This window comes from Paenibacillus sp. 2TAB26, from assembly GCF_052115145.1.
GTDB lineage: Bacteria > Bacillota > Bacilli > Paenibacillales > Paenibacillaceae > Pristimantibacillus.
This window is the reverse complement of record NZ_JBFRGC010000020.1, coordinates 146,090-173,066: the sequence shown is the minus strand read 5'-3', so window position 1 is coordinate 173,066 and position 26,977 is coordinate 146,090. Positions and strand designations below refer to the sequence as shown.

Here is a 26,977-nt window from a genome sequence, read left to right as displayed (position 1 = left end):
GTTATAATACGTAACAGCAGTTATTTTCAGAATATAGTTAGATATCTAACAGTATTGTTCGAAATTATTTTTGTGTAAACGTGCTTTGAATTTGAAAGATGGATTTTCATTTTTCAGCATTTAGTTAGATATCTAACTAAATTGACAATTGTTGGCTCCTCAAAAAAACAGAAAGAAGTGATTTTCATGGAACAAACCGTCATTGAATCGAACGAAAGTATTTATTATTTTGAAAAAGCCCCAATTCCCAAAGCAATTGCTCATTTTAGCATACCCATGATTTTAGGGATGTCTGCAAGTGTTATTTATTCAATAATTAATGCGTACTTTATTGGTTTCCTTCATAACTCAGAAATGTTAACGGCGATCACGCTCACCTTGCCCGTCTTTGCTATTCTGATGGCATTTGGGAATCTAATTGGCATCGGTGGGGGAACCTATATATCGCGGCTCTTAGGGGAAAAAGAATATAAAAGCGTGGAACAAGTTTCTTCTTTTTCATTTTATAGTTCGATTCTTTTAGGAGTTGTCATTTGTTTGGTTAGTATACCGTTCATAAGTTCAATCGTATACGGGTTAGGGGCGAGCTCCATATCGTTTCTCCATACGAAAGACTATGTGACCATAATGCTTATTGGAGCTCCGGCTGTAATCGCAAATTTTGCGCTGGAACAGACTGTTAGATCTGAAGGAGCAGCCAAAGTATCGATGTATGGCATGATATTAAGCGTGATTTTGAATATTGTTTTGGATGCTCTTTTTATTTTTGTATTCGACTGGGGAATGAAAGGAATTGCTGCCGCTACTATGCTCGCAAACCTTGCGTCTGTAGTTTATTATGGCCAATATATTCATCGTAAAAGCCCATTTTTAACGCTTTCCTTGAAGGCTTGTCGAGTAACGATAACTATGATTCGAAATATTTTAAGTGTTGGTGTTCCTGTTTTTTTACTCAGCGTTTTTATGGGAACGACGGCATTGTTTTTTAATCATTTTCTCGCCATTTATGGAGATACCTCTGTTGCGGCCTTTGGAACATCTTCTCGGCTTATGCAATTTCCTGAATTTATTATAATGGGCTTATGTGAAGGAGTGATTCCTTTGATAGCCTATTGTTTTACAGCAAATAAGAAACGAATGAAAGAAGTCATCCAGTTTACTGCTGCTGCTGTCATTTCGATTGCTGTCTTATGCGGTACTATTGTATTCTTCATCTCGAATCATCTAATAGGTCTGTTCACGATCGATCAAGAGCTGATTGCAACAGGGAGTTATATTTTGAAAGTAGTTTTTCTATCCTTGTTTATGACAGGTTTTACGCTTTTAATTACTGGTATTTTTCAAGCTACAGCACAAGGAAAGGCAGCTCTTGTTATGGCGGTTGCCCAGGGAGTTATTTTTATTCCAACTCTGTTTGTGATGAATCATTATATGCAGTTTCATGGTGTTATTTGGTCCATTGTCATCGCTGATTTTATGGCTTTGGTCATCGCTAGCGTACTGCTCTTTGTACTTCGTAATAAGCTGACGATAGCGCCGGAAATGGGCTCATTTGAGGGCTGAAATGTAAACGTTAGGAAAGAGGAAGGTAAGTAACGGCAATAGTGAACTTCATCGAGTCTGTGTAGAAGTACTTCGTACTCAAAAATAAATATATAACATTCTAAGGAATATATAGTTTCTTTTCATGGCAGCAAAAACAGAGCGGAAAAGCAGAGAACGTAAGCTTAGGTTCCCAATATCTTAAACTAGCTCATGTCTTATGACATGGGTTTTTCATTTTTACTGATATCTTCCAAAAATTTCATGATTATTTTCTATTTTTTATGATATTATACAGGGGACAAGATCGTTCGAAAGAATGAAGAAAAAATAGCAAAAAGGAGAGGGAATTGATATCTAGATATGATAAATCAATTATTAATTCATCTAATTATCATATGTTTTCCGATCTTTATCCAACAATTTTTTTATTCTCGAAATAAATTAATTAATAGAATTTCTTATCAAGTTCTAAATGGATTTGTGTTTGGAGCATCCTCTATCCTTTGTATGGCTTATCCTATTTATGTGATGGGCAACTTTCATGGCGATTTAAGAAGCATTCCTTTAATTGTTCTGATCATTTATGGCTATGAGTATGTTGTACCTGGCATTATTGCCCTTGCTGCTGCCATCTTATACTGCTTGTGTATGGGAGGAGATGATGTCTTCCTTTCTACAGCAACATTGTTGCTAAGTGTGGGGCCGTGTTTCTTTTTTTTAAAGTCGTTGCGTAAAAAACAAGCTACCAGACGTATGCTGATTTGTATGAACTTATCGATTTATTCCGTTATTGTGTTCATTTTATCTTTTTTTGTTTATCTAGAGATTAACTCCTACACAAACGAGATTCATTCAGACTGTATTTTTATCATTTCGATTTTAGCTGCAGCATCATTTATTGGAATGGGTGTCTCTATATTACTGAAAGAGCATTTTATCGAAACGGCATATTTGAAAAATGAGCTGGAGCGTAGTGAAAAATTGAAGATCGTAAGTCAAATTGCGGCTTCCGTAGCTCACGAGGTGCGAAATCCTCTGACGGTAGTGAAAGGATTTTTACAGCTGTTGAAGGAATCTGTCGATGACAAAAAAAAGGATTACTTGAATATTGCTTTAGCTGAATTGGATAGAGCAGAGTATATTATTTCTGATTATTTGAATCTGGCTAAGCCGCAAGCAGATCAGCTGGAAGTAATCGAGATTTCCGAATTTCTGGTACATACATTGGAAATTATGAATTCTTATGGGTTAATTCAAAATGTGCAAATCCACTTAAACTGTAATCAAACGGATCTTTATATAAGGGCAGACAAACCGAAGCTGACTCAAGTGATATTAAATCTAATTAAAAATGGGGTAGAAGCGATCCCAGATAAAGGTGAAGTGACTGTCAATGCCTATTATTACAAAGAAGAAATTTGTATAGAAATTATTGATACTGGAAAGGGCATATCTAGAGAGGAATTGGAGCAATTAGGTACCGTTTTTTTTACGACAAAGGAAACGGGGACAGGCTTAGGCATTTTGGTAACCTTTCGGATTGTCGAAGCATTAAAGGGTAAAATTGCTTTTCAAAGCGAGCTCGGAATGGGGACGAAGGTATTGCTGAAATTCCCTGCCGTAGATCAATTGAAATAAGTCTATAAATGAAGAATAGCCCCATTCTCCATAGGAGAATGGGGCTATTCATGTTATTTATTGCGAAGCATCATCGTCCACAAATCAGAGCTTTCATAACCGAGGCGCCAAGCTGCAACGCCAGCCAAATCGTAAGTTTTGGCTATATCGATACGAGCTTTGACCGTGTTTTCGGTTTCAGCCCAGAATAAATAGGTGAAGCCGTCTTTGGTATACTTATATTTCATCTGTCCGGATTCCGGGTCCATCTCACCTTGAGCGTTCGTATCTGCAATAAGCTTAGGTATTTCCTTCATAAAGATGGCACGGTTGCTGACTAGCTTATTCGTGCTGTCGAGCTTCCATTCACGAACGTAAAAAGGAATGCCTAGCATAAGCTTGTTACGCGGAACGCCATAGCTCAAAAATTGCTTAACGCCTTCTTCAACCCAGTTGAGGCCAGCAACGGAACCAGGCACCTCGCTTCCTTTCCAATGCTCATCATAAGCCATAATGATAATCGTATCGACGACTGCCGATAGAGCGGTATGGTCGTAAGCGGTTCTATCATTCCAGCTTAAGCTGCCGCGTGGCAAATCGATAGATATTTGCATACCTTTGTCATGCACGGCTTTAGCAAGTGCTGTAACAAAGGTGGTATAGGCAGCCCGATCCGTTCCAGCGACCTCTTCGAAATCAAGATTGATGCCTGCAACACCGAGTTGAGTAAGCTTCGCTACAAGCGTCTTAATGAAAGCTTGCTGGGCGGTGTTGTTCTTTAAAAATTCCGTCGTCATTTTTTTGTTAAATTGATTGTGAACGAGCGGCATTACTTTAATTCCTTGTTCTTTGAATGTGTCTACGACTACTTGATCTGAAGTGTCGATCATTGAGCCATCCGCAGCGGAGAGCTCAAACCAAGTAGGGGAGTCAATCGACAATCCTTGCGTATTAGCGACATGGCTGATAATCGTTGCGCTTGTAGCGCTGCCATTCCATCCCATATAAACTAGGCTTTTGGTATTGCTGAAAATTTTACGGCCTTCGCTCGTTTGAACAGTGCTGTTCGCAAAACCCTTCGCATACGCAATTGCACCGGTCTTTGTATTGAAGGCTCTTAATTTCTTGTCGCCTTGATAAACGGCTAAATAAGGAATACCGGACCAGTATACTTTCTCATTAAAGGTAACTTCTGCATTTGGTGTTTTTTTCGCAAGCTGTACAGCCCCATCTAAGCTAATAGAAGAGCCGACCACGGCACCATTTTGTTTTACTAAATAAGCAGGAACATTCGAATGAACGATCTTACTCGTTGCTGTATTTAATACCTGACTGCCAGAAATGGAGTATGAGGCATTCATAGCATCGAGGAGGTAGGAGTAAAGCGGTAACTCTTCTACAGGTGCCCCATCCACAGTAATCTGATAGACGGGTGCAGCTGCGCGCTGTGCTTTAGTTTGTGCAGCTGTCTGGTTTCCCCAAACCCATTTGTTCGTTGTTAAGTCGATTACATGGGCATTTCCCCATTTTTTAGCTTCCTGCTTAGCGGCAGCAAGTGTAAGGAAGGACCAATTGTCACGAGTGTTGTCGCCTTGATAAAGCTTGAACTTGGAATAGGATTGATAACTCCAGCCAATGTTTTCAAGATCACGGATATGTACGTTAGTTAGGTTTTTAGCAACAGATAATGCTTGATTGTAAGTGCTAAACTCCCATTTCGGGAGAGTTTGACCGTTCTGATAAACCTTGTAACGAGGGAAGTTATCCCATACCCAAGCACGATCGGCAATTTTCTCGACATGACTGTAACCGAATTTCCCGGCATAGGAAATCGCTTGGCCCTCCGTAGTGAACTCACGGAGCATTTGGTCATTTTGATAAACACGGAATTTTGTCATTTGATTTGCTGCAGCATCTGCAATGCCTGCCGTTGCTGTCATGATTGTTTGGCAAAAGAAAAGCAAAAGCAGTGCTGTACTCATTTTTTTTCTCATAGATTTGTCATATACACTCCTCTCTAGTCTAATGATTAGACGCAGGGAGGACGAGGATGTTGCTGGAAATCTATTAATATTTCTCTAGTAATTATTGGGAGAGCATTTTTTGGCACAAAAAAAAGCATCCGTTAACTGCTTATCCATAAGATAATGCAAGCTATTGGATGCTTCTTTTATGCTAATCGGAAATGTCTGCCCAAAATTCTTCATCTGCATCCAACGTAATGTTGGAGCGGAAAACGCGCCGACTATATTGTGTGAACATATATTGCTCGATAGCCTCGAGGATATTCGCTTCAATGATGTACTGGCTGCGGCCCTTCACCCAAACCTCGGCCGTATACCCATACTCTTCTTCCCATGAGAGCTGCACTTCCACATCGGTAGGGTTAACTCCCCGTCGTTCAGACATATGAAGGCAGATAGCGTTTATAATCTCATCTGTATAGATGCGCACGATTAGTAGGGTCTCCGTTGATCTGGCGGGTTACGCTTGCTGCGCAGATATACAAATGCTACACGTATTAGCATGATGATGGCGAAAATAGCCATTAAATTAATCATTAGACCAAGAATATTACCGAATGCGCCCATGCCCGCGAACAAACCGCCGAACATCAAGCCTGCCAAACCGCCAATCATTAGGCCTTTCATCAAGCCGCCGCCGCTAAAAAATCCAGGTTTTGTAGCGCCAGTAGTTGCTCCAGCTTTCTTGCCTGGGTTCGATTGATTAACGTTATCCGATTTCTTAGGGTTTTGCGTAACGCTTTGTTTCGGAGATTTCATTCCGCCTCGTGGTTTTGCATCGGCATACTGTCCGAAACCTAGTGTGATGAATAGTGTGAGTGCCAGCATGACCATGAATCCCTTTTTCATCTGTGTTTTCTCCTCCTGATATCTTTAATACATTCTTTACAAACATAGATAATATACGGCTAATAGACATATTGGTTTCATTTATTTCTATAGGATTGGTTTAAATGTATGAAAGTATAAGCGACATATGCTAATATTTTTATTATTAATGAAACGATGAATTCGATTGGAAAAAGTCATTTGGAGGTTTTTATGATTTCTTTTCCGAAAGCGTATATTGCTTATTTAGTGGAGTTCCATGCATCCAGAGATTATTTCGAATGTCACGAGCTTCTGGAGGAGTACTGGAAAGAGAATCCCGGTGATCGATTTGCGGATACTTGGGTTGGACTTATTCAGCTGGCTGTTGGCCTCTATCACGAGCGCAGAGGCAATGTTCGCGGCGCAGTCAAAATGCTAACGCAAGCAGATCGCAGACTGTCTGCAGCCCCGCTTGATGAGCTTGGTTTAGGTAAGAACAGCTTGCAGATGCAATTAAGTGCGAGATTGGCTTATTTGCAGGCAGAGGACGAAACTCCCTATACAGATATTAATTTGCAAATTGTAAACGAAGACGTCGTTTTATTGTGCAAGCAGATGTGTGATCAAAGAGGATTGATTTGGGGAGCTACGAGCCCATTAGATGATGATGCAATCATACACAGGCATTCAAAGAGAGACAGATCCGATGTGATAGCAGCAAGACTTRCAGCTTATGAAGCAAAAAAACGGGAACGTAGCGGTATGATTGAATAACCGCTGTGTTCCCGTTTTATTTGTTTACAATTGAGGCGTTGCAGCGTCTACAAGCTCTAGTTCACCAGTTTCGGAATCAATAATCAATCCATGTACTAAAATATTAGCAGGCAGCAGGGGGTGATTGCGGATGATGCTTACACTGTTTAGAACACTGTCTCTGACGTTGTCGAAGCCAGTCAGCCAGCGCATCAGATTAAGACCTGAATGCTTCAAGGTTGTAATCGTCTCATTGGAGACGCCTCGCTCTTCCATATGCTGAATGATGAGTTCAGGGTTGAGACCAGTCATCCCGCAATTGCTATGGCCAACGACAAATACTTCGTCAGCTTGCAGCTCATATAAGGCGACAAGGACACTACGCATAATATTGCCAAAAGGCTGGGTTACGATAGCACCAGCGTTTTTAATGATTTTGGCATCGCCATTTTTGAGATTCATAGCTTTGGGCAGCATTTCTGTCAGCCTTGTATCCATACAAGTAACGATGACCATTCTTTTGTTTGGATATTTGCTCGTGGAATATTTCTCGTATTTCCGGTTCTCAACAAATTCTTTATTGTAATTTAAAATTTCATCAATCTTGTTCATGCTGCTCCTCCGCTTAGAAAACGAAGGTTTACCGTATAGATTTGGCTGTCGCTCTTGAGACTAAAGCTGCTTCGTTCCTCATTGTAATCAACACGCAGCTGGGGTTCATAATATATTTCATGGCGAGGTTCATAATAGAAGGGCAAAGGATCGCCTTGTGCGAGTTTGTCGTCCACCGTGGGCTCACTAATCAACTGAAGGGCAGGAACGCCGCTAACGACACAACCGCATCCTTCTGTATCATGAAGCAGTTTTAATTGGTTTTTCCCCTCTTTTAAATAAGGAGTTAACCGATCAGTAGCTGCTTTGGAAAAAATGATATGCATATGGCTTCCTCTCTTTCTATCTCTTGCACTGGATGTCTTGCAGGTTTAAGATGATTATAAGGATTGGAATAAGTAAGATCAAGTAAAGATCCCATGAATCATAATCAATGTAAAAACGAAGCAGGAAGGTGGAACAATGATGTCTACAAAACATACGGAAGCTCTGCAAAATTTCAGAGAAACCATTCGCAAAATTTCGAGCTATGAGGAAGCACTCGGAGTTCTATATTGGGATTTGCGCACAGGCGCTCCGCGCAAAGGAATGGATAATCGCTCAGAGGTCATTGGCGTGTTATCCGGTGACCATTTTAAGCTGGCAACATCACCTGAACTAGGAGAAAATCTGTCCACACTGGAGGATCGTTCTGTATACTCAGAGCTCAGTGAAATCGATCAGCGTTTAGTTGCGGAAACTCGCAAGGAGTACGATCGCAGCATCAAAATACCACCGAAGCTCTATCAAGAATATGTGGTGTTATCCTCGCAATCCGAAAGCAAATGGGAAGAAGCGAAGGAAAACAATGATTATGCAAGCTTCCAGCCTTATTTGGAGAAGGTCATTTCCTATACAAATCAATTTATTGATCTTTGGGGACCGAAAGAGACTCGTTATGATACGCTTCTCGATCAATATGAACCGGGCATGACGGTTGCTGAACTTGACCGAGTGTTTGGCGGTTTACGCGAGCAGCTCGTACCGCTAGCAGCAGCGATCGCAAACTCGCCGCATCAGCCAGATACTTCATTTCTGAAGCAAAACTATGATAAATCGTCTCAAAAAGCGTTTAGTCTATACATATTGGAGCAAATGGGCTACAACTTTGAAGCAGGCAGGCTCGATGAGAGTGCTCATCCATTCGCTACAGGACTTAATCCCGGCGATGTTCGAATTACGACAAGATATTTGGAGGACGATGTAACAAGCGCATTGTTCGGAACAATTCATGAAGGCGGTCATGCGCTTTATGAACAAAATATTATGGAAGAGCTTATCGGCACAACACTTTGCACCGGAACTTCCATGGGGATTCACGAATCGCAATCCCGCTTCTGGGAAAATGTCATTGGCCGCAGCAGACCGTTCTGGAATCGTTATTTCGGCGAGCTTCAACAACGTTTTCCTGGCCAGCTTGATGTGAGCGTTGATCAATTTTATCGTGGGAATAATGTTGTGCAGCCATCGCTTGTTAGAATAGAAGCAGATGAGCTGACTTATAATCTGCATATCATTATCCGCTATGAGATCGAGAAGCTTATATTTAATGGCGGCGCGAAAGCTGCAGATCTTCCAGCTATCTGGAATGAAAAATACAAAGAGTATTTAGGCGTGACTCCGCAAAATGATGCAGAAGGCGTTCTCCAAGATGTTCACTGGTCAGGTGGAGCTTTTGGTTATTTCCCTTCCTATTCACTTGGCAATATGTATGCGGCACAAATCGCAGATACGATGGAGCGTGATCTGCAAGGTTTCTGGGGCAGTGTAGAAAAAGGGAATTTACTGCCGATTAAGCAATGGCTTAGCGAGCGCATTTACAAATACGGCAAGCTGAGAACGCCATCTGAGCTTATCCAGAGCGTTACTGGCAAACCGCTTGATCCACAGCATTTGGTTGCTTATTTAACGAAAAAATATACTGACATCTACAAGCTGTAATAAGCAGCTAAATTTAATATCAAGATGAGAAGGCTGTCCAATCGTCCAATGACGATAATGGGCAGCCTTCTTTTTGTGCATGTATTCACCGCCCTTCGCTAAAGCGCATAGGCTGAAGTACATTTATTAAACGCATAGTTGCAGAAGGGACTCAAAAATGAAAAAACGAATGGTATTGACGATGCTGCTCGCCGCAGTGCTAGTCATGACAAGTGTACTTGCTGGATGCGGGAAAGGCGATTCAGGCAATGTGAAGATTCGTATCGGCGAAGTAACGCGCTCATTATTTTATGCACCAGAATACGTAGCTGTCGCGAAAGGCTTCTTTAAAGAGGAAGGGCTCGATGTGGAATTAACGACTACGCCGGGCGGTGACAAAACGATGACGGCATTGCTCTCAAATGCGATCGACGTTGCATTGGTTGGATCGGAAACGTCCATTTATGTGTATCAGCAGGGGACGGATGATCCGATCATTAATTTTGCCCAATTGACTCAAACCGATGGTACTTTCCTTGTAGCTAGAGAGGCTGATGCAAACTTCGATTGGAACAATTTAAAAGGAAAAGTATTCCTTGGCCAAAGAAAAGGCGGAATGCCGCAGATGGCCGGCGAGTTTGCGTTAAAGAAGCTAGGCATCGATCCGAAAGCGGATTTGGAGCTGATTCAAAACGTTGATTTTGCAAACATACCTGCAGCCTTCGCATCGGGTACTGGCGATTATGTCCAGCTATTTGAACCGACAGCTTCGATTTTTGAGAAGGAAGGCAAGGGGCATGTGGTAGCATCATTCGGTGAGGAAAGCGGTCACCTTCCTTACACGGTGTTTATGGCTAAGAAAAGCTATATCAACAAAAACAAAAAAGCTATTCAATCGTTCACGAACGCTGTTCATAAAGCGCAGCTCTGGGTTAAGGACAACAATGCAGAAGCCATTGCCGATGTTGTGCTGCCATATTTTGAAAATGTGGATCGCGATATTCTTATCAGCTCCATTGACCGATACAAAAAACAAGGCTCGTTCGCGACAGATCCGATCATTGATGAAGGGGAATGGAACAACCTTCTTGACGTTATTACGAGCGCGGGAGAACTTCAGAAGCGTACCGAGCATAGTGAAATTGTAGATACTAGCTTTGCCGAAAAAGCAATCGAAGCAGTGAAATAACTGCCGGCATGAAATGGAGGCTTAGGCATGATGGATGTACCCGTGCTTGAGCTGCAGCAATTATCACATGTATATGTGAATGAAAAAGGAGCCTCCCTCGCGGTCGAACAAATTGAACTGACGGTTAACCGCGGGGAGTTTATCAGCTTGGTTGGTCCTAGCGGCTGCGGCAAGACGACGGTGCTTAGTCTGTTAGCCGGCTTGTTTCCACCGACTAAGGGTCAAGTACTGCTAAATGGTGAGCGGGTTGTGGGACCTTCGCCCAAGGTAGGCTACATGCTGCAGCAAGATTATTTATTTCCATGGCGTTCTATCAAAGAAAATGCCGCAATTGGACTTGAAATAAGCGGACGAAAATCAGAAAAGGCGCTTCAAGCGGTAGATGAGCTGTTGGTTGAGCTTGGACTTCCGGATTCAGGGCGAAAATATCCTCATGAGCTATCAGGCGGAATGAGGCAGCGAGTCGCACTTGCAAGAACTTTAGCTACAGAGCCGGAAGTGCTTCTACTCGATGAGCCTTTCTCAGCACTTGATTTGCATATCAAGCTCCAACTCGAGGACTTGGTTCATCAGACATTAAAGAGACTTGGCAAAACAGCCGTTCTCGTCACACATGATCTGGCAGAAGCTGCTGCAATGAGTGACCGTGTTATCGTGCTAGGCAGAAATCCCGGACATATTCGATGTGAAGTGGAAATACCGGAAGAGATTCGTCAAGCAACCCCGATGGCGGCTCGCAAGCTCCCAGATTTTCAACAATTGTTTGATCGCTTATGGGAGGAGCTTGATGAGGACGACATGGAAGGGGGTGGAAATGGTGGATAAACGAAGCGGGCAGGATATATTGAATAAAGACAAAACAGGTAAAGCTGTTGTAGCGGGTATTCAAGAGGATCGCCTGACTTGGATGGGCGAGCTGCACACTCGGTTCAAAGAACACAAACGGCGTATTACAGCTGCGGTCATCACAACACAGTTTGTGCTGCTGCTCCTGTTTATCGGTCTATGGGAAGCAGCTGGGCGCAAAAATTGGATTGATCCTTTGCTGTTCAGCTATCCCTCCAAGATGTTTCTACAGCTTTGGAAGACGATGGTGGACGGCTCCATCTGGCCTCATGTTGGCATGACCGTGACAGAAACCGTCGTAGGTTTCTTGCTTGGTACGATTTTAGGCACTGTGATTGCCGCTTTGCTATGGTGGTTCCCATTTCTATCTCGTGTATTCGATCCTTATTTGGTCGTCCTCAATAGTATGCCAAAAGTAGCGCTTGGACCTATTTTTATCGTTGGACTTGGACCAGGCTTTATGTCGATCGTTGCCATTACGCTATCGATCACTGTCATTATAACGATTTTGAACATTTATAATCGATTTCGTGAGATTGACACCGGTTATATTAAGGTCGTAAGGCTGTTTGGTGCTTCTAGACTGCAATTATTTAAGCTAGTCATTTTGCCGGGTTCTTTTCCTGTCATTATTTCAACGTTGAAAGTTAATGTCGGGCTAGCGTGGATCGGCGTCATCGTGGGTGAGTTTCTCGTCGCAAAGCTAGGTTTAGGTTATTTAATTATATATGGCTTCCAAGTCTTCAATTTCACACTAGTGCTATCAAGCTTGATTGTGATTGCTGTAGTCGCTACGGTTATGTATCAATTAGTTGCAATGCTGGAGAGAAAGTTGACTGAGGGTTGGCGCGAGCGGTAGGATGTAGAAATAAATCCTACTTAACGTGAGGTTAATTCATGGGCATTCGTATTATCAAAACGGCGTTAGCCGCCATTGCAGCCATTTATACCGCAGTCTATCTCGGATTGGAGCCGCCGCTTGGCGCCGGGATTCTTGCCATACTTGGTGTTGAAGTGACGAGGATGAAGGGGATTAAGAGCGCATTTGTGCGATTTATCGCTTCTGTGCTCGGACTTTTTTTTGCTTCGCTTATCTTTACTGTATTTGGTTTTCACATTTGGGCAGTTGCTATATTCATTCTCATTACTTTTCCAATATTGTCGCGCTTCCAATTGAAGGATGGCATCGTTACAAGTTCGGTTATCGTATTCCACCTTTTCAATCGGGCTGAGGTGACAACCGACATTATTGGAAACGAAATTATGCTCTTATTTGCAGGTTTGGGATGGGCAACCATCGTGAACATCATTTATATGCCTAAGGATGAGCATCAACTTAGCTTCTTTCGTTCTTCAATTGAGCAAAACTTTGCCGTCATCTTTCAAGAAATGTCGCTGACGCTGCGAGATCCATCGCATATATGGAATGGCGGCGAAATTTTGGAAGCCTATAACGCGATTGAGGAAGGAGCCCAGCGCTCCGTTCGCAATCGCGAAAATCGGCTTTGGGGCCAAGAGCAATATTGGTCCACTTATTTTGAAATGAGACGTCAGCAGCTCGAATCCATCCAGCAAATGATGGTTAAGCTTGCTTTCGTATATGAAAAGTTTCCTCAAGCGATTATGATCGCAGATTTGTTTGATCAGCTGTCTAGCGATGTGAAATCAGATGTTTATAAAGGCAGCGTTGGAGAGCGGCTGCTAGAGCTGTCTCGATTATTTCAAGCGATGGAGCTGCCAAAAACAAGAGATGAGTTCGAGGTTCGCGCTTCGCTGCTCATGCTTTTAAGGGAACTTGAACGGTATTTAGGTATCGCGAAGCGATTAAAAAAAAGAAAAGTCATGACGTCCGAACTTCGACCATAGAATGTAAAGGGAAAAATTCGTTGCGAGGCAAGCGTAAATAGCTGTGGCGACATTCGTAGACATAGCTATTGTACCGCCTAGAAATTCAAATGTGATTATGGCGTAATAAGTAATTGCATGAATTTCTGGCGTATGCGGCTGTGGCGGCATTCGTAGACATAGCTATCGTATCACGTTGAAATACGAGTGGCTTATAGGTTTTAAACTATAGCCGCTTGAATTTCTAGCGTAAACGGCTGTGGCGACATTGGCAAACCTAACTATCGTTTTGCGCATATATGCGAGCGTGATTGTAGAGATAAAAGCTATAATCGCATGCATATCAATCGCAAGCAGTTCTGCAAGCCATTTCGGCACAGCATACGTTTAGCTGAGAAATATAAGCATCGTTATAAGTGTGGCACTTATGTATTCTTATATTTCAAGCGTAACGGCTATTTCCGACGTCAGGCGGCTCTAGCATCCGTTCCGCAGTGATCTATATGGATCGCTATAAGTATAAAACTTATATAATCTTATATTTCGAGAAAATAAACAGTCACCCTAGACGAATGTCCTGCATACACTTTAAATGAATGATTGTATGGAGGAGGTTAAATCAATGACTATTGCAGATAAACAGCTACAATACAGAGAAATAATTACGAAAGCTGTCTGCGGCAAAGGTCGTAAGTTTTCCACTGTAACCCATACCGTAACGCCGCCTCATAATCCAACCAGTATTCTGGGAGCATGGATCATCAACCATCAGTATGAAGCGGTTCGTTCGGGCGACGGCATTGAGGTAATTGGTACTTACGATATCAACATTTGGTATTCGTACAGCAAAAACTCGCAAACAGACGTAGCTAAGGAATCCGTGCATTACGTCGAGCATGTCAATCTATCCTATGTAGACCCGAAACATCGGCCTTCTACAGTGGAAGTGTCAGCCGAGGTAGTTCAGGAGCCAAACTGTATCGAAGCGAATATTTCTTCGAACGGTTCAGGCGTCGTGATTCGTGTAGAGCGTGAGTTTTCGGTAGAGCTAGTTGCCGAGACTAAGGTTTGTGTAGCGGTTCTTCCAGGCGGTTGCGACGACCTGGACGGCAAGGATTTGGAATTCAGCCTCGGCGATAATGATTATGAGGATTTGGATCCTGATCTGCTGGACGATGAGTTGTAAGCAAGCCGGGAAGCTTTGCTATCAAGGTATCATATGCTGCGCGAGCGGCAAATTCGAGGGCGAAAGCCCTCTTTTTTTTTGAAATTATAAATAAAACGATATTTTATGTATACATCCCTTGTTTAAAGGCGGGAAAGCAATGGCTTCGACGTGGATATGGCGGGGCAGCTACGATCGGCTGGAGAAAATTACATACGATGCCAACGAGCAGCATACCTCAGGCGAGCGCAATGGGCAGCCGATGCATGCCGAGCACTGGTCAGCAGTGAGAGCAGGGGATGCTGTGCTCGCATGGTCAGACGCCCGCACAATCGATAGCAGCCGTTTCACAGGGATGTGGATTCTTAATGTCAACGGTCACATTGCCACAAATCTGCTTGATTCGGAGAAACAGCGCATTTGGCGCCGAGCTGGCTTGTGCGGCGGTCCTGCGATTCAGAGTGAACGATTGTACCGCATCAGCGTCGTCCATTTGGAGCCCGTCGAAATGCTGCGAATTGATGCATCGGGGAAAGTGATGCAGAATAAATCTTTGCTGCCAATCAGCGGCGGTTGGCCTGATGATCCAGCGCTGCGAAGAGTGGCGCGTTCCGCTGTAGCGGCACTCTATGCGCTTGGCCTCGATATTGGCGAGGCCGAGGTGTGGCTTGGCGGGGACGGGCGCACAGCCGTCCGTGATGCTTGGCCGAAGCTGAGGGACACGAGGCTGGAGGCTGCTTCGCTTAGGCGTTTCGCCGCATGGCATGCTGCGGCGAGAGCGGAGACTATGGATCGGCAGCTGCTTATTGGCGCCGATCCGGAGTTTGTGCTTGTGACGCCAGCGGGGAAGATCGCGTCGGCGTCACGGTTTTTTGGAGCTGGCGTCGGCGGGGCAGCCGGTGCCGACGCCTTGCTCGTAGGGCGACGGCTGCTGTATCCCGTCGCCGAGCTGCGGCCCGAGCCGGCCGATAGCCCGGCCGCGCTTGCCGCGAATGTGCGGCGGCTGCTGCTGCGCGCCGCCGATCGCATCAGCGACCCGGCGCTGCGCTGGGCCGCTGGAGCTATGCCCGTGCCGGGGCTTGCGCTCGGCGGGCACATTCATCTTAGCGGAGCGCCGCTGACGAGTCGCTTGCTCCGCTTGCTGGACAGCTACGCGGCATTCCCGCTCGCGCTTGTCGAGGACCCCGCAGGGCGGGCCCGCCGTCCAAGGTATGGAACCCTTGGAGACTTCCGTCTGCAGCCGCATGGCGGGTTCGAATACCGCACGCTGCCGAGCTGGCTTGTATCGCCTGCGGCAGCCAAAGCCTCCTTCGCGCTCGCGCTTATATGCGCCTGCGAAGAACAAAATCTATCCTACATGCCGTCCCTGCAGGAGCGTTATGTAGCAGCATATTATTCCGGCGACCGCGCAGAACTAGCGAACTGCTTGGATGGCCTCGTTTCAGCACTCTCGGCCACAGCAAGCTACTCTGAGCTCGCCCCATACATCGAGCCATTGTTTGATGCCGCAAGAAAAGGCAAGACATGGGATGAAAGCACAGATATACGTGTCAAATGGAGACTGCCATTAAGAAGATAGGCGTTGCGAAATGGCATCTGTAAGTCGCTATTGCTTGAGTTATTGCTTCTGAGTGTGTTAATTAACTCGTCGGCACACGCTGCACTTGGCTTTTATTATGTGTTATTTACTGTTGCTGCAAGAAGATGTGCAAAACAGGAGATGAGCTCCATATTGAACAGAGTATGGAGCGGATGTGTCGGCTTTCGATAACATTGGTATTTTCCTAACGGACATACGATCCGCTATTTTGGAGAATCGGGCGCATATTTAAATCTAACGGACATACATTCCGCTATTTGCGCAAAAGGGAGCTAAAAACTAGTTCCAGGAGCCAAATAAGGGATTCTATGTCCGTTAGTGCTGCGTAAACAGCCAAAATGAGCATAATAACGTATCTGATGTCCGTTAGCTCATCGCATAAGTTACCGCACACTACCTAACGGACATACGATCCGCTATTTTCGATAATCAAGCACATATTTGAACCTAACGGACATACATTCCGCTATTTGCGCAAAAGAGAGCTAAAAACTAGCTCGAAAAGCCAAATAAGGGATTCTATGTCCGTTAGTGCTGCGTAAACAGCCAAAATGGGCATAATAGCGTATCTGATGTCCGTTAGCTCATCGCAAAAGTCACCGCACACCACCTAACGGAATACGATCCGCTATTTTCGATAATCAAGCACATATTTGAATCTAACGGACATACATTCAGCTATTTGCGCAAAAGAGAGCTAAAAACTAGCTCGAAAAGCCAAATAAGGGATTCTATGTCCGTTAGTAATGGGTAAACAGCTAAAATGAGAATAATAGCGTACCTGATGTCCGTTAGCTAATCGCAAAAGTCACCACACACCTCCTAACGGACATATGTTCCGCTATTTTCGATAATCAAGCACATATTTGAATCTAACGGACATATATTCCGCTATTTGCGCAAAAGGGAGCTAAAACTAGCTCGAGGAGCCAAATAAGGGATTGAATGTCCGTTAGTGCTGCGTAAACAGGCAAAATGAGCATAATAACGTATCTAGTGTCCGTTAAACCTACTCCTTTCTCCCATTTCACAAGTTACCTCATCTCCACACAGTCACAAATTTTTAGCATTCCGCACCGAAGCCAGCTAACATAAGCAATGCTACTGGTAACCATCAGCAAACACCGCTTCCATGAAGCCCCTCATTTAAATAACTCCCTGCAGTTAACTCCACAAACCCTACAAACCCCACAAACCTCACAAACCCACAAACCCACAAACCCACAAACCTCACAAACCCCACAAACCCACAAACCCCACAAACCCCACAAACCCCACAAACCCCACAAACCCCGTAACCCCACCAAACCACCTCCCACAAAACAAACAAAACCACCCACAACCCGTTTCACTTATGGCGCACATCTGTTCCGCTTGTTATAATGAATATCTACTGTTTACTGCATGGGCGCAAAAGGATTATATTATCGCACGCATGTAATTAACGATATTAATTATTTGAACATATACGGAGCAGCATGCTGCCTACGTTTTTGAGGAGGATCGGAATGGCTGGATATACTCCAATGATTTTGCAATACCTAGCTATAAAAGAAGAGGCAAAAGATGCTTTTTTATTTTTTCGATTAGGCGATTTTTATGAAATGTTTTTTGAGGATGCAATAGCCGCTTCGCGCGAGCTGGAAATTACGCTGACAGGCCGAGAGGGCGGCGGCGAGCAAAAAATACCGATGTGCGGTGTACCCTATCATTCCGCTGAAAATTATATTAGCAGACTAGTGGACAAAGGCTACAAGGTAGCTATTTGCGAGCAGGTCGAAGATCCGGCAGTGGCAAAAGGTGTTGTCCGCCGCGAAATTGTTCGAATTATTACACCCGGTACCGTTATGGAATCGAAGGCGCTTGACGGAAATACGAACAACTTTATTGCTGCAATCGTTCGCTCCCAAGGCTTGTTCGGGCTTTCGGCTTGCGATTTATCGACAGGTGAGCTTTATGTAACCTCATTCCAAGAACATGTCGAAGCGCTGATTGATGAAATAAATGTTTATCAGCCATCGGAGCTGGTCGGGGACAAAGAATTGCTTGACCGAGTTCAGGCTGCAGCCGTGTGGAATAAGCAGCTGCTGTTAACCGCCCGTGAGCCAATGGATGCGGAGAAGCTTGCTGAGCAGTTCGGAGAGCAGGAGCTTGCCAAAATTTCTGGAGCACGCCTGCTAGCGGTAAGTGTACTTACGGGTTATTTGGACGAAACACAAAAACGCTCACTTGGACATGTGCGTTCGATAACGAGTTATGAGCCGAATCAATATATGATTTTGGATCATTATACACGTAGAAATTTGGAGCTAACCGAGACGGTTCGCGATCGCAACAAGAAGGGCTCGCTTTTATGGCTACTTGATCGTACACAAACGTCAATGGGAGCGCGGCTTCTGCGCCGCTGGATCGACAAACCGTTATTAAACAGCGCTGCCGTTGAAGCTCGATTGGATGCAGTGGAGACCTTATACCTTAATTTAATTTTGAGAGATGACATACGCTCAGAGCTTCAGCCTATTTACGATCTTGAACGGCTTGTCGGCAGAGTAGCTTTTGGCAGCGCAAACGGGCGCGACTTAAATGCACTTCGCAGTTCGCTTCGCCGCATTCCGCAGTTGACTGCTTTGTGTGAACAGTCTGGCTCAGAGGTCCTCAAAGCACTTGTGGATGGGACGGACAATTGCTCCGATTTAGCTGATCTGATTGAAACCGTGTTAGTCGACGATCCTCCAGTTACCATTAGAGAAGGCGGACTGATTCGTGCTGGCTATGATGACTATTTGGATCAGCTGCGCGAGGCAAGCACGAACGGCAAAAAATGGCTGGCTGAGCTCGAGCGTCAAGAGCGCGAGGCAACAGGCATTAAAAACTTAAAAATCGGCTATAACCGCATTTTTGGCTATTATTTAGAAGTTTCAAAAGCAAATTTATCAAGCTTGCCTGAAGGCAGATATGAGCGCAAGCAAACATTGGCAAATGCGGAGCGATTTGTAACTCCTGAGCTCAAAGAGAAAGAGCGGCTGATTCTCGAAGCAGAGGATAAAATGGTCGATCTGGAGCATGAGCGTTTCATCGAGCTGCGTGATCATTTGTCGCAACACCTTCATCGGCTGCAGAAGGCCGCTGCGATTATCGCTGAGCTTGATGTTTACCAATCGCTGGCAACGGTCAGCGCTGAACGTCGTTTTTCACGTCCGCGCGTGACTGAGAATTATGATCTGCACATAGAGGATGGAAAACATCCAGTCGTAGAGGCGATGATGGATGGTACGCCATTTATTTCAAATGGTACTTCGCTCCATAAGGACGAGCAGTGGATGCTCCTGATCACAGGGCCTAATATGGCTGGTAAAAGCACATACATGCGCCAAGTCGCACTCATTTGCATCATGGCTCAGATGGGCTGTTTTGTTCCTGCTAAGTCAGCGGTTATTCCGTTAATCGATCGCATTTTTACACGAATTGGAGCGGCTGACGATCTTATCGGCGGGCAAAGCACCTTCATGGTTGAGATGAAGGATATCCAGCTAATGACGGAGAAAGCAACGGCGAACAGCCTTGTTATCATAGATGAGCTGGGAAGAGGCACCTCAACGGGTGAAGGAATGGCAATCGCACAAGCAGTTATTGAATACGTCCACCATCATATTGGATGCAAAGCACTGGTATCCACGCATTTCCATGAGCTGGCGCATCTCGAGGAATCTTTGCCATCTTTGACTAACGCACGTATGGCGGTTGAGGAAAGCGGCGATAATGTAACGTTTCTGCGAAAGCTGATTCCAGGTGCTGCAAGCACTAGTTACGGAATTTACTGTGCACAGCTTGCTGGACTGCCGCAATCGATCATTGGACGAGCTTATGAACTGCTTGATGAGACACTAGCGGACGAAACTCCGAAAGCAACAGCTGGCATTGAAAGTGCTGTTTCTAGCAATCGTTTCACTTACCCAGTACCGGAGGACTCTTCAGTGTTTTCCAATACCAGCACTCGCAATGAACGAGTAAAGGAAACCAGTGCAATGGTACAGCTTTCGATATTTGATGAGCCAGCAGCTGCTGTGGAAGCAGRGCCCATGCGGAAGAAAGCGAATCCGAAAGCGGAGCAGCTGGCGGATCAATTGCGCAAGCTCGATTTGTTTAATTTGACGCCAATGCAAGCTATGCAGTGGCTTAACGATATGAAATCGAAATTAAATGACTAGTTTCGTGAAAGGGGGAACAGCAACGTCATGGCAAAAATTAATATATTGGACGAGCAGCTAGCCAACCAAATAGCCGCAGGAGAAGTGGTAGAGCGGCCTGCTTCAGTCGTCAAAGAGCTTGTTGAGAATGCGGTAGACGCCGGCAGTACAACGGTCGATATAATGATTGAAGAAGGCGGCTTATCGCTTATAAAGGTCATCGACAACGGCTACGGCATAGAGGCAGCCGATATCGTAACCGCATTTCAGCGGCATGCGACGAGCAAAATCTCTACAGCAAGCGACTTGTTCCGTATTGCGAGCCTTGGCTTTCGCGGAGAAGCGCTGCCGAGTATCGCAGCTGTTTCGAGGCTGCAGTGCACCTCTTCGGAAACGTCGACAGGACTTGCTCGCCGGATTGTAATAGAGGGCGGCAAGGTTACCATTGATGAACCAGCAAATGCGCCGCAGGGCACGGAAATGACCGTGCGGGATTTATTTTACAATACACCTGCGCGCCTTAAATATATGAAGGCAATTCAGACGGAGCTAGGACATATTTCCGACTATATTAACCGCATCGCACTTGCTCATCCGGGCATTGCATTTACGTTCAAGCACAACGGGAATGTACTGCTTCGTACGCTCGGAACTGGCGATCGACTTCAAGTCATTGCGGCCGTTTATGGCTCAAATACAGCGAAGGTGATGCTCAAGATCGAAGCAGAAACTTCAGATTACGAGCTGAGCGGCTATATCTCGAAGCCGGAACTCACACGTGCGAATCGAAATGGGATTACTGCAATCGTTAACGGACGTTACATTCGCAGTCATACGATTAATCAGTCTTTGCTGCAGGCTTATCATACGCTGCTGCCGATCAATCGTTTTCCGCTTGCGATATTAGAAATAGGAATGCATCCAAGCTTGCTCGACGTAAACGTTCATCCATCCAAAATGGAGGTCAGGTTCAGTAAAGAACCGGAGCTTCGTACAATGATAGAGGATGCGATTAAAGCGGTGTTAGGTCGCCAGCGACATATACCGGGCCCAGAATCAAGCAATAAGCTGGAGCGTTCAAAGCCATTGTTCGTTCAAGATGCGATTTCTTTCCATCGCCCTGAGCCCATGGCGGAATCGTTTAAGCCTTACCAACCAACAGCGACAAATAAGACTTCATCGACGCCTTATAAGCCGCCGGTTATTGATCGGGAATATGTTCCTAGGAATGCGGCAGAGAAGCTTTATGCTCCTCCTCCAACGTTTCCTATTGACAGCTTTACCGTCCGTGAAGCTCCCGCGCATATGGAGCAAGCATCTAATGATTCGGGTTCTAATCTAAAATCACTTGAAACAGCCTTAGACACTGATTCGTTACGAAATGCTGCTCAAGAAGCTGCTGTGACCCTTGAATTCGCTGAGGCTCGAGCTTACCAGGCGGATGTGCCGCAAGAGAACCTTTTTGATGAGGTGCAGGCGCCAGTAGTTCAAGCCATGATCGCCGAGCTGCCATCAGAAGAAGAAACAGTAGAGGATCAACCATCCTTTCCTGAGCTTCACTGGATTGGACAGCACCATGGCACCTACATCGTAGCGCAATCGGAGGATGGTCTTTATTTAATCGATCAGCATGCTGCGCATGAACGGATCAATTATGAATATTTCTTTCAAAAATTCGGAAATCCTGAGGCAGCTAGCCAACAATTGCTTGTTCCGTTGACGCTTGAATTTACAGCAGGAGAAGCGATGCAATTAAAGGACCTTATTCCTATGTTCGCGCAAGCAGGCGTGGAGCTGGAGTCCTTCGGTCCTCAAACGTTTCTCGTTCGTTCCTACCCGGAATGGATGCCTCAAGGCGAGGAGCAATCCTTGCTTGAGGAAATGGCAGAGCTGCTCATCTCCGAGCGAAAAACGATTGATATCGGCAAGCTTAGGGAAAAGGCGGCCATTATGTGCGCATGCAAAGCCTCCATTAAAGCAAATGATCGTATGAACCGTGAGGAGGGCGAGACACTCTTGACAAGACTTGCAAACTGCAAACAGCCCTATACTTGTCCGCATGGCCGCCCAATCATTGTGCATCTATCGACCTATCAGCTTGAAAAAATGTTCAAGCGGGTGATGTCTTGATTGTTACAACGACGGCGAAGCCTTCAGAACGGGCTTTGGAGCAAGCAAGCCGGCTTTCTGAAGAGCTAGCCGCTTCGCTCAAAGCACGCGGAAACTTAACGGTTAACAAACTATTATCGTTAAGCAATGACAGTCAGCTAATCGTCGTAACCGAGGAAGAGGTTCGTTATTATGACGGACAATCAGAGACGCCGCTTTATTTTCACCCCAGCATGGCATATGTGCGGGTAAAACGGCTGCGGCGCGGTGAAACAGATCCTCTTATCCAGCTTTCGGGATGTTTGGAAGGGGATCAAATCATTGATTGCACAGCAGGTCTTGCTTCGGATTCTCTAGTGTTTTCTTATGCCTCTGGACCTAAAGGAGCTGTTACCGCGATTGAGAGCGAGCCTATCTTATGCGCTATCGTTCGAGAGGGTCTAGCAGGTTATGAAACAAGCCTTCCTGATGTGAATGAGGCAATGAGACGTATTGACATGAAGTGCATGAATCATTTGGAATACTTAAAAGCATTGCCTGACAATAGTGTAGATATCGTTTATTTTGACCCTATGTTCCGGAAACCGATTAACGAATCCAGCTCGATGGAGCCGCTTCGCGGCATTGCAAATATGGACGCATTGTCGGATGAAGTGATTGAGCAAGCAAAACGTGTTGCAAGGAAAAGCGTAGTTCTAAAGGAGCATCAAGCTAGCGGTGAATTTGCAAGACTCGGATTTGAACGCAAGCATGTGAATACTTCGAAAATTGCATATGGAGTGATAAAGCTTTGAGTGAAGAAATAAACAATACGCAGTTAGCTCAAGAAGGGCTTCCGATTCGAAAGCAGCCTTTGCTAGTCCTCATTGGTCCTACAGCTGTAGGCAAGACACGAATGAGCTTAGATATTGCAAAAGCCTGGAATGCGGAGATCATCTCGGGCGATTCCATGCAGGTTTATCGCGGCATGGATATTGGTACTGCCAAAATCGGACTTGAAGAGCGTGAAGGCATTCCTCATCACCTTATCGACATTTGTGAGCCGGATGAAGCGTATTCCGCTGCTGATTTTCAAGCTGGAGCAACGAAAGCGATCGCGGAAATATCGGAGCGAGGAAAGCTGCCGTTTATCGTTGGAGGTACTGGCTTATATGTGGAGTCCGTTTGTTATCAGTTTCAGTTTGCAGAAATTGGTTCAGATGCTGCATTCCGGCAAGAGCAAGAGCGTTATGCGGCTGAATTTGGCGCAGAAGCGTTGCATGCGCGCTTAGCTGCTATCGACCCTCTAGCAGGGCAGAGATTGCACCCAAATGACATGCGCCGCGTCATCCGTGCGCTGGAAGTTTATCACATGACTGGACAAACCTTTTCCGATCAGCAAGCCGGCCAAACTAAGGTGTCTCCATACGAGCTTTGCATCATCGGTTTGACTATGGACCGTGCGGAGTTGTATCGTAGAATAGAGCTGCGGATAGATGAGATGATGAAGCTAGGTTTAGTAGATGAGGTGAGGCGACTACTTGAGAGAGATTTGCCGCCTGCAGCGGTTGCTATGCAGGGTCTTGGCTACAAAGAGATTGCACAATATTTACAGGGAGAATGCTCATTGGAAGCAGCGGTAGAGCTACTGAAAAGAGATACGAGAAGGTTTGCAAAACGCCAGCTTTCCTGGTTCCGTCATATGAAAGACATTCATTGGATTGATATGGGGGAAAATTTTCACAACAATTTGCAATCTGTTCATGATATAATAGCAGGAAAGTTTCAAGTTAATCTTGAATATACTTCTAATCAATCTTTTTAAGACGGGGGTAACGTCCAATGAACAAATCGATCAATATTCAAGATACGTTCCTGAATCAGCTTCGCAAAGACAACATACCGGTTACGGTTTTTTTAATGAATGGCTTCCAAATTCGGGGCGTTATTAAAGCGTTCGATAATTTTACGATTATCATCGACAGCGAAGGTCGTCAACAAATGGTATACAAACATGCTATTTCGACGTTTACCCCGCAGCGGAATGTTTCTCTTATGCAGCAGGATCATAACAGTTCCGATTCATAGGCTTAATCAGTTAGTGAAACTTTCTTATAACGTGTCTCGTTTAACTAGATAGCGGCAGGCAAGAGCAACCCCGCTCCAAGCTGGGTTGCTCTTTTCATTTTGTGGTAAAACTAGATTAGACAGACAATTGAACAACAGGAGGGGAGTCGGCTATGGCTGAACGACCAAGCAAAACAACTGCACCTAAAACTTCTAAACAAAAGAAGAAAAAGAAGATATCAGGAAAGAAATGGTTTTATGGATTATTTTTCACCGCTGTAATCGCCATCGTATGCGGCTTGATCGGATACTTGCTTATCGTGCTGAACGGTGAACGAGTTCTGACTGAAAATGCGAACAAACTGACTATGGGTGAAGCATCCATCATTTATGATGTGAATGGCAATGAAATTTCACGATTGTCCGATCCAAATGAAAATCGTGAGATTGCTGAATTTTCGGAAATTCCAAAGCAACTGCTTGATGCTATTGTAGCAACAGAGGACCAACGTTTCTATGAGCATTCAGGAATCGATTTTTTTGCTATCGGACGTGCTGTTGTGAAGGACGTTATCGCACGCAGCGCGGTTGAGGGAGCAAGTACAATTACCCAACAGCTTGCCAAAAACGTATTTCTAACTGCGGATAAGACGTTTTTCCGTAAAGCAACGGAAGCCTCTATTGCGGTAGCGCTTGAGCACAAAATGTCCAAGGAACAAATATTAACGATGTATTTGAATCGAATATTTTTTGGCAAGAGAGTACATGGCGTTAAGGAAGCAGCCAAGTATTATTTCGACACTGATCTTGATAAGCTGGAGCTTTGGCAGATTGCTACTATTGCCGCTATGCCGAAAGCGCCGAACCGCTACAATCCAATAAATCATCCTGAGGATTCGATGAACAGGAGAGCAGTCGTGCTTAAGCTTATGTACGATCAAGGCTTGATTACGGCAGCAGAGATGGCAGAGGCAAAAGCGGTCGTGTATGAAATTCCTAAAAATCATGAAGAAAGAAATACCGAAAAGTATCCAGCATTTATTGATTATGTGGTTGAAGAAGCGATGGAGAAGACTGGGAAATCCGAGGAAGAGCTTCGGATCGGCGGTTTCCGGATTTATACGTCGCTAAACCCGCAAGCACAGGATACGATGGATACACAGTTTAACGATGATGACAACTTTGAGAAGAGCAAGGATGACCAACAAGTGCAAGGCGCAATGATCATTATTGATCACCGCGATGGCACGATTCAAGCCTTAACAGGCGGCAGAGATTACGTGAAAAAGGGACTTAACCGGGTAGAGGTTCCTCGCCAGCCAGGTTCAGCTTTCAAACCGATTATCTCTTACGGTCCTGCCCTTGAAACGGGCAAGTATTATCCATGGACTGTACTTGCAAATGACAAGAAATGTTACGGCAGCTATTGCCCAACGGATAGATGGGGAGCAACTGCAGTTACGATGCAGCAGGCGATTAAGGATTCTCGAAATCTTGCCTCCGTTTGGATGCTGAATCAAGTAGGCTTGAAGCAAGGGTTTGCTTTTTCAAGCAAGCTTGGCATCGAGCTTGAGAAAGATGATCGTAATTTAACAGCTGCACTGGGGGGCTTGTCCAAAGGTGCAACGCCTATGCAGATGGCAACAGCTTATAGCGTATTTGCAAACGGAGGAAAGTCCGTTGATCCTCATGCGATTTCGAAGATTGAAGGCAAAAATAATTATAAGTATGAATATAAAGCTCCACCTTCCAAGCAGCTCATGTCTGAAAGCACTGCCTATTATTTGACCGAGATGATGCAGACGGTCGTACAAAAGGGCGGTACAGGTACAAGAGCAGCAATTGATCGTCCATTGGCAGGGAAAACGGGTACTACTCAGCATGGTATTCCAGGTTACAAAGGCTCGGGTATCCGGGATGCTTGGTTTGTTGGCTACACGCCGGAGTGGACAGCAGCCGTATGGATGGGATACGATAAGACAAATGTGGAACATATCCTTAAGACGGGCAGCAGTCAAGCGGCTTCCATGTTCTCCAAGGTTATGAAACCTGCAATGAAGGATGTAGCGAAGTCAAGCTTTAAGAAACCGCAAGGCATTAAAGAAAATAAACCGCCGGCAACGATAACAAATTTTAAAGCAGTATTTATTCCAGAAGAAATGAAGGTTCAATTGTCGTGGGATCCGTATCAGGATGGAAAGGTCACTTATCAGGTTTACCGCAAGGAAGCTTCAGAAAGTGACTTCATCCGCTTCGTAGACTCGCTCACTTCCACAGGGGTAGATGATATGAGTGCATTCCCGGGAATGACCTATGAATATTATGTTGTGGCTTATGATGCTGAGCAGGATTTGGAAAGTGCCCCATCTCAAAAAGTTAAAATCAGCATTCCGGAAACAGAAGTGATTCCGGATGTGCCAATGGAGCCGAATCCAGATGAGCCGGACGGAGGAGAGCCTACACCTCCAGTAGAAGGCGGTGATGGAGAACCGACGCTGCCTCCAACTGATGGTACAGATCCAGGAACAACTGAACCGCCAGGATCAGGAAACGGAACGGGTGAACCAACACCAACGCCAACTCCAAACACTGGCACAAATACGAACAACAGCAACAATGCTCTAGGAAATACTGAAACCGGCGGCAATACGTAAGAAACGGGTGGTTAGC

General features: G+C 45.0%; 21 protein-coding genes. 16 read left to right on the top strand and 5 right to left on the bottom strand.

The features are described 5' to 3' along the window. Positions 1–186 precede the first annotated feature (186 nt). Both AB4Z50_RS22900 and AB4Z50_RS22895 read left to right on the top strand, forming a co-directional pair. On the top strand, positions 187–1,563 hold the full coding sequence (locus AB4Z50_RS22900; protein WP_441882532.1) for an MATE family efflux transporter: 1,377 nt from the start codon (positions 187–189) through the stop codon (positions 1,561–1,563). A gap of 342 nt (positions 1,564–1,905) precedes the next feature. Next, entirely contained in the window at positions 1,906–3,183 is a 1,278-nt protein-coding gene (locus AB4Z50_RS22895; protein ID WP_441882530.1) for an ATP-binding protein, read from the top strand. 53 nt (positions 3,184–3,236) lie between these two features. Here the strand turns inward: AB4Z50_RS22895 and AB4Z50_RS22890 are convergent, their stop codons facing one another. From AB4Z50_RS22890 to AB4Z50_RS22880, 3 genes are all read right to left on the bottom strand, one after another. Next, a complete protein-coding gene (locus tag AB4Z50_RS22890) occupies positions 3,237–5,102 on the bottom strand; it encodes a glycosyl hydrolase family 18 protein (RefSeq protein ID WP_441882528.1) in 1,866 nt (621 codons plus the stop codon). A gap of 235 nt (positions 5,103–5,337) precedes the next feature. Then, positions 5,338–5,616, bottom strand: a complete 279-nt coding sequence (locus AB4Z50_RS22885) for a YxcD family protein (RefSeq protein WP_441882526.1) — start codon at positions 5,614–5,616, stop codon at positions 5,338–5,340. A gap of 2 nt (positions 5,617–5,618) precedes the next feature. Continuing rightward, positions 5,619–6,035: a hypothetical protein gene (locus AB4Z50_RS22880; protein ID WP_076265784.1), complete on the bottom strand. Its 417-nt coding sequence runs from the start codon at positions 6,033–6,035 to the stop codon at positions 5,619–5,621. A gap of 192 nt (positions 6,036–6,227) precedes the next feature. Between AB4Z50_RS22880 and AB4Z50_RS22875 the strand changes: the two genes are divergently transcribed. After that, a complete protein-coding gene (locus tag AB4Z50_RS22875) occupies positions 6,228–6,770 on the top strand; it encodes a DUF309 domain-containing protein (RefSeq protein WP_441882524.1) in 543 nt (180 codons plus the stop codon). Between the two features lie 24 nt (positions 6,771–6,794). Here AB4Z50_RS22875 and AB4Z50_RS22870 read toward each other — a convergent pair whose 3' ends face one another. Both AB4Z50_RS22870 and AB4Z50_RS22865 read right to left on the bottom strand, forming a co-directional pair. Then, positions 6,795–7,361, bottom strand: a complete 567-nt coding sequence (locus AB4Z50_RS22870) for a beta-class carbonic anhydrase (protein ID WP_441882522.1) — start codon at positions 7,359–7,361, stop codon at positions 6,795–6,797. Next, a complete protein-coding gene (locus AB4Z50_RS22865; protein WP_076265787.1) occupies positions 7,358–7,687 on the bottom strand; it encodes an iron-sulfur cluster biosynthesis family protein in 330 nt (109 codons plus the stop codon). The genes AB4Z50_RS22870 and AB4Z50_RS22865 overlap by 4 nt, the downstream gene beginning before the upstream one ends. A gap of 139 nt (positions 7,688–7,826) precedes the next feature. Here AB4Z50_RS22865 and AB4Z50_RS22860 point away from each other — a divergent pair, with 139 nt between their 5' ends. From AB4Z50_RS22860 to AB4Z50_RS22800, 13 genes are all read left to right on the top strand, one after another. Continuing rightward, on the top strand, positions 7,827–9,341 hold the full coding sequence (locus AB4Z50_RS22860) for a carboxypeptidase M32 (protein ID WP_339209632.1): 1,515 nt from the start codon (positions 7,827–7,829) through the stop codon (positions 9,339–9,341). Between the two features lie 157 nt (positions 9,342–9,498). After that, positions 9,499–10,509: an ABC transporter substrate-binding protein gene (locus AB4Z50_RS22855; protein ID WP_430058807.1), complete on the top strand. Its 1,011-nt coding sequence runs from the start codon at positions 9,499–9,501 to the stop codon at positions 10,507–10,509. Between the two features lie 27 nt (positions 10,510–10,536). Beyond that, entirely contained in the window at positions 10,537–11,334 is a 798-nt protein-coding gene (locus AB4Z50_RS22850; protein ID WP_441882519.1) for an ABC transporter ATP-binding protein, read from the top strand. A gap of 82 nt (positions 11,335–11,416) precedes the next feature. Continuing rightward, the gene (locus AB4Z50_RS22845) at positions 11,417–12,214 is read left to right on the top strand and encodes an ABC transporter permease (RefSeq protein ID WP_441882555.1); all 798 of its coding nucleotides are present in this window, start codon (positions 11,417–11,419) and stop codon (positions 12,212–12,214) included. 38 nt (positions 12,215–12,252) lie between these two features. After that, positions 12,253–13,221, top strand: coding sequence for an aromatic acid exporter family protein (locus tag AB4Z50_RS22840; protein ID WP_076265791.1), 969 nt, complete (start codon positions 12,253–12,255; stop codon positions 13,219–13,221). A gap of 601 nt (positions 13,222–13,822) precedes the next feature. After that, positions 13,823–14,386, top strand: coding sequence for an outer spore coat protein CotE (locus tag AB4Z50_RS22835; RefSeq protein ID WP_076265792.1), 564 nt, complete (start codon positions 13,823–13,825; stop codon positions 14,384–14,386). Positions 14,387–14,525: 139 nt separating this feature from the next. Next, a complete protein-coding gene (locus AB4Z50_RS22830) occupies positions 14,526–15,944 on the top strand; it encodes a putative amidoligase domain-containing protein (RefSeq protein ID WP_441882516.1) in 1,419 nt (472 codons plus the stop codon). 1,529 nt (positions 15,945–17,473) lie between these two features. Next, positions 17,474–20,173, top strand: coding sequence for a DNA mismatch repair protein MutS (gene mutS, locus AB4Z50_RS22825; protein WP_441882514.1), 2,700 nt, complete (start codon positions 17,474–17,476; stop codon positions 20,171–20,173). A 27-nt stretch (positions 20,174–20,200) separates the two neighbouring features. Further along, the gene (mutL, locus tag AB4Z50_RS22820; protein WP_441882512.1) at positions 20,201–22,282 is read left to right on the top strand and encodes a DNA mismatch repair endonuclease MutL; all 2,082 of its coding nucleotides are present in this window, start codon (positions 20,201–20,203) and stop codon (positions 22,280–22,282) included. Continuing rightward, positions 22,279–23,055, top strand: coding sequence for a class I SAM-dependent methyltransferase (locus AB4Z50_RS22815; protein ID WP_441882510.1), 777 nt, complete (start codon positions 22,279–22,281; stop codon positions 23,053–23,055). Before mutL ends, AB4Z50_RS22815 begins: the two co-directional genes overlap by 4 nt. Next, on the top strand, positions 23,052–24,065 hold the full coding sequence (gene miaA, locus AB4Z50_RS22810; protein WP_441882508.1) for a tRNA (adenosine(37)-N6)-dimethylallyltransferase MiaA: 1,014 nt from the start codon (positions 23,052–23,054) through the stop codon (positions 24,063–24,065). The genes AB4Z50_RS22815 and miaA overlap by 4 nt, the downstream gene beginning before the upstream one ends. 17 nt (positions 24,066–24,082) lie before the next feature. After that, positions 24,083–24,328, top strand: a complete 246-nt coding sequence (gene hfq / locus AB4Z50_RS22805) for an RNA chaperone Hfq (protein ID WP_076265797.1) — start codon at positions 24,083–24,085, stop codon at positions 24,326–24,328. Between the two features lie 152 nt (positions 24,329–24,480). Beyond that, on the top strand, positions 24,481–26,961 hold the full coding sequence (locus tag AB4Z50_RS22800; RefSeq protein ID WP_441882506.1) for a PBP1A family penicillin-binding protein: 2,481 nt from the start codon (positions 24,481–24,483) through the stop codon (positions 26,959–26,961). The last annotated feature ends 16 nt before the right edge of the window (positions 26,962–26,977 follow it).

Excerpts from the sequence above, each read along its gene's own strand:
- AB4Z50_RS22895 (WP_441882530.1), top strand. The coding sequence starts at position 1,906 with ATGATAAATCAATTATTAATTCATCTAATTATCATATGTTTTCCGATC.
- AB4Z50_RS22800 (WP_441882506.1), top strand. The coding sequence starts at position 24,481 with ATGGCTGAACGACCAAGCAAAACAACTGCACCTAAAACTTCTAAACAA.
- AB4Z50_RS22900 (WP_441882532.1), top strand. The coding sequence starts at position 187 with ATGGAACAAACCGTCATTGAATCGAACGAAAGTATTTATTATTTTGAA.
- AB4Z50_RS22880 (WP_076265784.1), bottom strand. The coding sequence starts at position 6,035 with ATGAAAAAGGGATTCATGGTCATGCTGGCACTCACACTATTCATCACA.
- AB4Z50_RS22860 (WP_339209632.1), top strand. The coding sequence starts at position 7,827 with ATGTCTACAAAACATACGGAAGCTCTGCAAAATTTCAGAGAAACCATT.
- AB4Z50_RS22835 (WP_076265792.1), top strand. The coding sequence starts at position 13,823 with ATGACTATTGCAGATAAACAGCTACAATACAGAGAAATAATTACGAAA.
- AB4Z50_RS22840 (WP_076265791.1), top strand. The coding sequence starts at position 12,253 with ATGGGCATTCGTATTATCAAAACGGCGTTAGCCGCCATTGCAGCCATT.
- AB4Z50_RS22890 (WP_441882528.1), bottom strand. The coding sequence starts at position 5,102 with ATGACAGCAACGGCAGGCATTGCAGATGCTGCAGCAAATCAAATGACA.
- AB4Z50_RS22855 (WP_430058807.1), top strand. The coding sequence starts at position 9,499 with ATGAAAAAACGAATGGTATTGACGATGCTGCTCGCCGCAGTGCTAGTC.
- AB4Z50_RS22870 (WP_441882522.1), bottom strand. The coding sequence starts at position 7,361 with ATGAACAAGATTGATGAAATTTTAAATTACAATAAAGAATTTGTTGAG.
- AB4Z50_RS22850 (WP_441882519.1), top strand. The coding sequence starts at position 10,537 with ATGATGGATGTACCCGTGCTTGAGCTGCAGCAATTATCACATGTATAT.
- AB4Z50_RS22830 (WP_441882516.1), top strand. The coding sequence starts at position 14,526 with ATGGCTTCGACGTGGATATGGCGGGGCAGCTACGATCGGCTGGAGAAA.
- mutL (WP_441882512.1), top strand. The coding sequence starts at position 20,201 with ATGGCAAAAATTAATATATTGGACGAGCAGCTAGCCAACCAAATAGCC.
- AB4Z50_RS22845 (WP_441882555.1), top strand. The coding sequence starts at position 11,417 with ATGGGCGAGCTGCACACTCGGTTCAAAGAACACAAACGGCGTATTACA.
- AB4Z50_RS22865 (WP_076265787.1), bottom strand. The coding sequence starts at position 7,687 with ATGCATATCATTTTTTCCAAAGCAGCTACTGATCGGTTAACTCCTTAT.
- hfq (WP_076265797.1), top strand. The coding sequence starts at position 24,083 with ATGAACAAATCGATCAATATTCAAGATACGTTCCTGAATCAGCTTCGC.